The organism is Acetobacter conturbans, assembly GCF_011516755.1.
In the GTDB taxonomy this organism is placed as follows: Bacteria; Pseudomonadota; Alphaproteobacteria; order Acetobacterales; family Acetobacteraceae; genus Acetobacter; species Acetobacter conturbans.
Genome location: NZ_WOSY01000043.1, coordinates 1 through 8,064, shown reverse-complemented (window position 1 = coordinate 8,064; position 8,064 = coordinate 1). Strand labels below are relative to the sequence as shown.

General features: G+C 55.7%; 7 protein-coding genes. 1 reads left to right on the top strand and 6 read right to left on the bottom strand.

Annotated features, from left to right (window positions below):
- On the top strand, positions 1–187 hold a 187-nt coding region (locus GOB81_RS17555), incomplete at its 5' end, for a hypothetical protein (protein ID WP_206752396.1).
- 36 nt (positions 188–223) lie between these two features.
- Here GOB81_RS17555 and GOB81_RS16885 read toward each other — a convergent pair.
- The 6 genes from GOB81_RS16885 to GOB81_RS16860 form a co-directional block, all read right to left on the bottom strand.
- Positions 224–1,084, bottom strand: a complete 861-nt coding sequence (locus tag GOB81_RS16885; RefSeq protein WP_198912140.1) for a restriction endonuclease — start codon at positions 1,082–1,084, stop codon at positions 224–226.
- Positions 1,085–1,159: 75 nt separating this feature from the next.
- Positions 1,160–1,537 carry a hypothetical protein gene (locus GOB81_RS16880; protein ID WP_173571410.1) on the bottom strand — a complete coding sequence of 126 codons (378 nt, stop codon included), beginning with the start codon at positions 1,535–1,537 and terminating at the stop codon, positions 1,160–1,162.
- Positions 1,534–2,784 carry a restriction endonuclease subunit S gene (locus GOB81_RS16875; RefSeq protein WP_242010327.1) on the bottom strand — a complete coding sequence of 417 codons (1,251 nt, stop codon included), beginning with the start codon at positions 2,782–2,784 and terminating at the stop codon, positions 1,534–1,536. The genes GOB81_RS16880 and GOB81_RS16875 overlap by 4 nt, the downstream gene beginning before the upstream one ends.
- Entirely contained in the window at positions 2,784–4,268 is a 1,485-nt protein-coding gene (locus tag GOB81_RS16870; protein WP_173571408.1) for a class I SAM-dependent DNA methyltransferase, read from the bottom strand. The genes GOB81_RS16875 and GOB81_RS16870 overlap by 1 nt, the downstream gene beginning before the upstream one ends.
- A gap of 17 nt (positions 4,269–4,285) precedes the next feature.
- Positions 4,286–7,684, bottom strand: coding sequence for a type I restriction-modification system endonuclease (gene hsdR / locus GOB81_RS16865; protein WP_173571407.1), 3,399 nt, complete (start codon positions 7,682–7,684; stop codon positions 4,286–4,288).
- A gap of 61 nt (positions 7,685–7,745) precedes the next feature.
- Positions 7,746–8,064 (bottom strand): type II toxin-antitoxin system VapC family toxin (locus GOB81_RS16860; protein WP_173571406.1); only part of this gene is annotated, 319 nt, incomplete at its 5' end.

Genomic DNA, 8,064 nt, shown 5'->3' with positions numbered 1-8,064 from the left:
TTGCCATGGCGGGAAACTCCATGACGGACGGACAGGAGACTCTCTCCTACCCTCTCATTCCGTCGCGGAAACCGCGCAGCCCTCTCACTCTATCTGTTACAACCTGCCCAGCTCGCTCAACCCTTTCCCCGTGGAAAAAGTCGGCTATGGGGGGAGCGGAATGTCCGGTTTGCGGTTGTTGGATTGATAAAGCAGCCATCCAAATCCCCAAGAGCAAGAGACTTCAGCTCGGATCGAAGAAATCCAAGTCAATTCTCTTGATCTCGATTATACGACTGACACGGACGCCCACACCGTGCTCGATCATCAGATCGGCAAGCAACGCCCCATCAATGAGAATAACCCGTTGAGTCAAGTGGCGGACATAATCCGTGGCCTGAGTGCTGAAGGAAGATGTGGTAACGAATACGCCTTTGTGCGACCCATGTCCGACAAGGCTGCCGACAAAGGATTGCACATCGGGACGTCCAACGGTGGCATGCGCGGCATAGCGCTTCGCCTGCACATAAATCCGGTCGAGCCCCAGACGATCTTCATTGATCACACCGTCGACGCCACCATCTCCAGTGCAGCCGAAACGCTTGGCCGCATCTTCGTGGCTGCGGCCGTAGCCCATAGCAACCAGAAGATCGACAATCAGTTGTTCAAAGAAAACAGGACTCTGTTGCCGGATCTGCTCCAGAAGTTCCGAGCGCAGTTCAGACATCAATTCCGCATGGGCCGTCTCGATACACTCTTCAGGCGTCTGGGTATCAGCATCGGGCGCAAGGCCTAAAACAGGCTGCGGCGTCTGTTCCGCAACCCCATCAGGCTTGCCACCTATAAAGCCCATGAAAGATGGATATTGCTCAAGCATCGTGCGCGTGATGGCGGGTGGACTGGAAGCGAGCAGTTCCTTTCCTGCCTGCATGATCGTAAACTGCCCACGCGCTGGAGAGGACAGCAAACCCGCTTTTGTCAGATACGTCTTTGCCCAGTGTACACGGTTATACAGCAGACGTTGCCTGCCACTGGGAAGCAGGGTCGCCCGATCTTCTGCTGACAGGGCGAGTTCGTCCGCAATCGTCTCGGCGACTTCAGGCACACGACGAACGCCCGTTGCGGCCAGACGCGCACCGGAAGCATGAGAGACTGATAATCGGGGACGGACATGGGCTGATCAAATCTCCCGTTCAAAAACATATCGTGGCAGATATGGATTTTTGTAATCCACCTTTGATACGTCGAAATAAATCACAGTCCAGTCCGGCAGCACTGCTTTCACGGCGTGAGCCAGAGCAAATCCTTCCGCTGCATAGCGCTCTATATCAAATGGTGGGTCCAGACGGATCCATTCTTCTTCACTGTGCTCGTCCCGGTCCCTGTAGCTCTCACTCCACTGAACCAGACGGTCTCTCAACTGCCGGGGGACGGGGAGTTCTTCCAGAGAGCGGCCTGCGCCCTTGCGGTCCCACAGAACGCGCTCGTCACCATAGACTCCCATGATACGAACCCATTTGTCTTTTTCCAGATCAGGTTCTTCATAGGGCTCGGTCATTTTCTTTTTCGTGTCTCCGGTTTTTCTGTCCTTTCGGCACGGATGCGCTCAAGCAGGACGCTGGCGGGTTCATCATTCGGGTCCTGCGGGACGAGTTTACCCCGGAAAGCTTTGGCGAGGAGGGAGGCTTCGAGACGGTTGAGAAGGGTCAGGGTATGGCGGCCTTCGGTTTCGAGATGGTTAATATGGGCAAAGGCTTTTGTGATACGTGAAACGATTTCTTGCTGCATTGAAAGGCTAGGTACTCTTATTTGAAGGTTTTTCAGTTGTTCGCTGTTGATGTTATTGACGCCGCTCGTCGATTTTGCCTCGGCATTTATTACATTTCTTGCCTGTGATGATTGAAGCCAATAATGTACGAAATCAGGAGCAACGTTATTCTTCTTGAGTCGAATCCTTATTAAATATCCAGCGAAAAGGAATCCGGAGGCTTGTTCATCGACGACGGCAGATTGACCAACCAGATCAACGCTTCCATTGGAGCGAATAATAAGCACATCCCCCGGAAGTAACGATAGTTTTTGTATTTCTTTTTCTGTAAATTTGGCATGCTTCAAATTGGAAATGTCGACTTTTCCGCTGGAAATATTGGGAATCCTTAAGACTGGAGTAAGAACTGGGTTCTGAATACATTTTTGTGCCGTCCCGTAGCGAACATCCTCAGCAAGCGTGCCCAATTTCAGCATTCGACCGCTACACGAAAATTCAGAATCAAGAAATCTCTGCAGCCATTGTTTCTGAAGTTTCTTTATACGCTCCAACTCCGCCCGGGCGCGGGCGATGCGGGCGGTCAGGCTGTCCAGTTTGGCGACGATGCGGCGTTGTTCGGCGAGAGGGGGAAGAGGCATTTTAACCTGCTTCATATTTCCCTGAGTTAGTTTTAAACGTGTTGTGCCGCCAACAACTGCCATCCAGTCAAAATGATTAAGTGCCTTGCAGAGATAAGTCTGTGGGATTCCACCTTTAGGGGTGAGAATATGGGCATGATTATTCACCCAAAATTTTCCTAAAACTTGATAAGCGACTCTCCGCCCCGGTTGGTCGAAAAAACCGCCATCTTCTGCAAGTAAAATGTATTCTCCGTCGAAAATATACTCTCCCACTGCACCAACCTGACCATTGGCTCCATAGTAAGCATAATCACCGGGCTTGTTTCGTCTCTGCTCTGCATTCAAAGGTATTCTTTTGCTATCATGCAAAGTAATTATATCAATCAAATCTGCCTCGACCCACCCCTTCGGCAACATCACTCAGCCACCTCCGCATCAGCAGTCACGAGATCGCCCTCAAGCTCTGCCATCAGCGCCGCAACCTCCTCCAGTGCTGATTTCAAATGTCCCTCAATGGCGGCCGCAATGTCCTCCGGCGTTTCCAGCCCATCCTCGGCCTGATCGGACGTATCCTTCAGCCATGTGATGTCGAGATTATCCCCACGGGCCGCGATCTCATCGCGGGTGAAACGACGGAAGCGGCCTTCCTCGCCCTGATCCTTGCGTTTTGCGCGACCATTGCGGTCTGAGCCAAAAGCCTTGACGAAGTCCTCCAGATCGCTGGTCCGGAATGGATTGGTCTTGCCAAAGGACGGCGCGCCGGAGCGGGCGTCGTAAATCCAGACGGATTTTGTGGCGTCCTTCACCGGCGCTTCATTTTCCGAACGGGTGAAGAACAGCACATTGGTTTTCACGCCCTGCGCGTAGAAGATGCCGACGGGCAGACGCAGGATGGTGTGCAGGTCACACCAGTTCATCAGCCGCCGGCGCAGGGTTTTGCCGCGCCCGTCATCGAACAGCACATTATCAGGCACGATCACGGCGGCGCGGCCGCCCGGCTTCAGCGCGCGGATACAGTGTTCCACGAAGGGAAGCTGATAGGACGAAACGGTGGAGGTGATCGTCAGATCGTCGCGTGTGGGCGGACCGCCAGCGGGACCGAAGGGCGGGTTGGTAAGGATCAGATCAACATTCCTGAAGCGGGTGTCTGCACCGGTCGGGCTGAGGGTGTCACCGAGAGCGATGTTGTTCGGGTCGATGCTGTGCAGATAGAGGTTCATCAGCAGCAGGCGATAGGTATCCGGGACGTTTTCGATGCCGCGCAGGGCATGTCTGACCTGAAACTCTTTTTCTTTTTCAGTTTCAAGTTCAAAATAATCGTCCGTTTCGGCCTTCATGTGCAGATTGGCTGCGATCAGAAAGCCGCCAGTGCCGCAGGCTGGATCTTCGATAACCTCGCCTGCTTCCGGCTGCATGAGCCGGACCATCACGTCGATCAGGGCGCGCGGGGTGAAATATTGCCCGGCACCGCGTTTTGTCTCCTCCGCCATGCGCTGAAGGAGACCTTCATAGGCATCACCAAAGGAGTCACGCTCTTCCGCAAACCAGTGCAGTTCATCAATGGCGTTGATGAGTTTCCGCAGGTTTGCCGGGTCGCGTACGATGGTCGCCGCATTCTGGAAGATAGCGACGATGGCTCGGTCTGACACTTTCTCGCCGTCACCGAGGTCGATCAGGGCCTGACGGTAGAGTTTCAGAACCTCGGTCTCGTTGGCGCTTTTCAGGGCTTTCCAGCGGTAAGGCGCGTGAATGCGTTGCTCAACGTCCTTCTGTTCGGACGCCATTTTCAGAAAGAGCAGATAAGTCAGTTCCGTGACGTATTGCTGGTAGGTGACTCCGTCCTTGCGAAGAAGCGCGCAGAGACGCCAGAGCTTGTTCACCAGATCGGTAGCGGGATTCATACGTCAGACACTTCCTGTTACGCGGCCTGGCCCTCTTCGGGTCCATTCAACCAGATGGCGGCGTTGAGGTCCTTCAATACATCACCGAGGCCGGAATCAAAGGTCTGGTTGATGACATCGAAACCGCCCTGTTGTGAAAAGAGCGGGTCGGACAGCAGGGCCGGGTCTCCCACGGGCTGATCTTTCAGGGCGCGGCCGATGCGATTTAGCCACCGGGTCTGTTTTGGTGTCCAGTTCCGGGAAGCGAGGATTTTCCGGATACCGTTTTCCACACGAGTGGCGTAAGGCACAAGCGGATCACCCAGGGCGGCCTGACGGACGAAACCGAGGATATGGGCGGCAATATCGGCGTTGCGGGCAGTGCCGTAAGCACGACGGAGACTGGCTTCGGAGAAACCGTGTTCGTCAAGCGCTGTTGCAAGATCCTTGAGGTCCTGCCGCGTGAGGTCGCGCGGCTTCTGGGTCGCGGCAATCAGGGCGGGTAGCGTGTTCATGTTGGCGCGGACATAGGCCTCGAAACTCTCGATATAATCGGCGGGGCTTGCCTGCTGGCCGAACGTATCGGTGATGGAGACCAGTTCGTCTTCGTGCTCGGAGATATAGATACCGGTCGGGCGCGAGCGACTGCCGGTACTGTCGAGGACCGTTGCAAGCGAAGGGTGCCGGGCAAACAGGTCCGCCGTTGCTGCTGGTGGCGCGTCACGCAACTGGTCTGGCAGATCGGTCAGTGGCCCGAGCACAGCTTCGAGCGAGGCAGCAAGTTCCGGATCAACATGACGGACACGTTGCCGCATCCTGACGACGATCTGATCCCGGACCCAGGTGCGGTCTTCATCGGTCTCCGCGCGCTTCAGGTCGCCCAGAAGGGTTGCGAAGCTCAGTGACGGATTGACCACGACCGGCTTCATATCAGTAACGTTCTGAAGGTTGGCGTAGATGTCCACCGCATCAAAGATGCGGAAATATTCCTTGCCAATCTCGTCGCATTTCCGCGTGGCGCGACCGATCATCTGGTCATAGAGGATGCGGCTGCTGACGCGGCGCACGAAGACGAGGTTGACGATGGAGGGGATGTCGATCCCCGTTGTCAGAAGATCGACGGTGACGACGTATTTCGGGCGCGGATCGCTGCGGAAGACCTTTATGCGTTCGTTTGGCCGATCCACGTCGCCTGTAATTTTCTCGACGAGGTCATGAGGCTGCGGACCGTATTCTTCCGCCAGTGTCTCCCGCAGGGCCTTCACCAGCAGGTCGGCATGGGTGTCACGGGCTGCGAAGATCAGGGTCTTGCCGGGTTTATCCGGGGGACATTCCAGTGCGACGGCTGTCGTGACTGCACGGTTGAAGGCTTCCGTGTGGACCTTCTTGTTGAACTCGGCGACTTCGAAATCAACTTCATCTTCAAGATCGAAAAGATCGACCTGATTGGTGCGGGAGTCCGCAATAGCAACTTCCTCGCCCGCATCGAAATGGATACCGGTCTGGCTCAGAGCTGTTGTGATGCGGCGTGGTGGCCGATGGTCGATCAGGTGGCCATCGATGACGGCCTGGCGGTAGCTGTAGTGAAAGACGGGCGCGCCGAAAATCTCGCGGGTATGCAGGGCGGGCGTGGCGGTCAGGGCGATCTGTGTGGCGTCAAAATAGTCTAGAACACGCCGATAGGCGGACAGATAATCATTCAGGTTTCGGAAACCAAGATCCTCTTCCCGCAATTCAGCATCCAGCACGTAACCGCGATGGGCTTCATCGACGATGATCAGGTCATAGTTTCCGGGCGTAGGGTGCTGACCGTCGGGGTTGTCGAACACGCGGCGGATCATGGCCTGCACGGTGGAAACCTGCACACGGTCTTCAAGGTCGGGAATGGCCTTGTCCATACCAGCGATCGGGAAGATTTTATCAAACTTCAGCAGGCTGGCGGTTTCGGTATTGCTCATGGAATCCAGCGTCTGGATACCAAGTGCCCTGCGATCGACAAGAAACAGAATACGGCGGAATCGTTCGGCGCGAAGGAGTTCATACATCAGCGCGATGGCCAGACGGGTTTTCCCTGTTCCGGTGGCCATGGCGACGAGAAGACGTCGTTGTCCCTGTGCAATCGCTGTTTCGATCGCGTGGATGGCTTTGATCTGATAGTCGCGCAGGCCTGTGACGCCAAGTTGACGGTCGGCGTCTTTCAGGGCGGCGGGATCAAGTTTCTGTTCCAGACGTGCGGTAAGGTCGCGCGGGGAGAACCAGTCCACCAATGCGCGCTGGGATTCGCCTGTGCGTGCGTCCCAGAACCAGATGCCGGAGAGCGTTTCCAGTCTTTTGAAATAGGGGCGCCCATTGGTCACGAACATGAAGGGAACGCGATAGGCGGTGGCGTCGGGCGATGGGGTGAACGTCAGTCTTTGTTCGGGAGCAAGGATGATATCCCGGCCATAGCGTCTGGACTGTCCGAGGCGTTCCGAGACGTTTTTGATCTTTCGTTTAGCTTCTATGACGCCAACGGCCTGTTCGTCGATGAACAGCGCGTAATCGACCGGTCCGCTTTCGGTCGGCCACTCCGCGATAGCGATGGCCTGACCAGGTTCGGGACGCGTTCCTTTGCTATGGCGCAGGGTCTTGCTGTCCACGGTCCAGCCAGCGGCACGAAGCTGGGCGTCGATCAGGACGCGTGTAGTCGCTTCGTCGATCTCCAGTTCCTGAGCTTTCTGATCCGCTTCCTGAGCCAGATCGGAAAGGGCCGCGGCTGGCGTTGCCATGGCCTGAGCCTGCACCTGGGCCAGAGCCCGTTCGGCTGTCTGACGCTCCCTGTCTGCCTCGGCGGCATACTGCTCCCAGAAAGCCCGTTCCCCGGCTTCTCTGGAAGCGCGATCTTTCAGGGTTTCCTGTATGGCGATTGCTTCCTGCGCCGCCAGTCGCGCCCTGGCTTCGGCGTCAGTGCTTTCGGTGACGATTTTACGGAGGTTTTCTATTTCCTCGCGCAGGGCGGGTGTTGCATCTTCCGGCGGACGTGGCGGGACGAAGGGACCAGCACGAAAACTCGGCGCATGATTATAGACCTGGTGAAACCAGACGCCGATAAGACGGGCCATCTTGAGGGCTTCGAGAGCTTCGGAGCGTGTGCCCGTGTTCTCATGAACGGCAGTATTGCCGACGCGCTTGATATGGAAGAACAGATCCGCGATCTGACGTTGCAACAGCGAGCATCTCTGGAGAACACGTAGCACCTCATCAAAGGTGGCATGCGTGTCGGGCAGTTCGCCGTACCGGGCGGCAATGTCCTTGGCCGTCAATTCCGCGAACTGTCGTATCTTGATAAGCGCGGTCGGGGGATCGAGAAGGAAGAAATGCTCGGCCAGTTGCCCTAATTTGGCCAGTTCCGGGGCTTTTTTTACCAGAAAGGCAAAGTTGCCCGCGTTTTCCGTCATCTCTCAGGCCTTTACCATGATCCGATCAGCAGAAATAATTTCTGACATAAGAGCTGTGTAGTCAAACCGAACACCGGACGACGGTGACAGGATAAAGAAGTATGTTACCATCCTCGGACAAAAATGATGCGTGTTCGCTCGTTGCCTGAGCCATTAACAGATGGTCGAAAGGATCTCGGTGGTGCATGGGGAGTTCCATCAGAACCCTGAGATGCTGAGGCTGGACCTGAAGAAGCGTAAACCCCTCTGACGGAATGGCTTCGATGATCTCGCTCATATCCGCATCCAGTTTACCGATACGGATTTTGATCGCAATCTCCCACAGCGAAACAATGCTGACCAGAATGTCGTGAATCGGATCCGCAATGATCTCCCGTGCC

What these genes read in the sequence shown, in the direction of transcription:
- GOB81_RS16880 (WP_173571410.1), bottom strand. Translation starts at nt 1,537, where the DNA reads ATGACCGAGCCCTATGAAGAACCTGATCTGGAAAAAGACAAATGGGTT.
- GOB81_RS16875 (WP_242010327.1), bottom strand. Translation starts at nt 2,784, where the DNA reads ATGTTGCCGAAGGGGTGGGTCGAGGCAGATTTGATTGATATAATTACT.
- GOB81_RS16870 (WP_173571408.1), bottom strand. Translation starts at nt 4,268, where the DNA reads ATGAATCCCGCTACCGATCTGGTGAACAAGCTCTGGCGTCTCTGCGCG.
- hsdR (WP_173571407.1), bottom strand. Translation starts at nt 7,684, where the DNA reads ATGACGGAAAACGCGGGCAACTTTGCCTTTCTGGTAAAAAAAGCCCCG.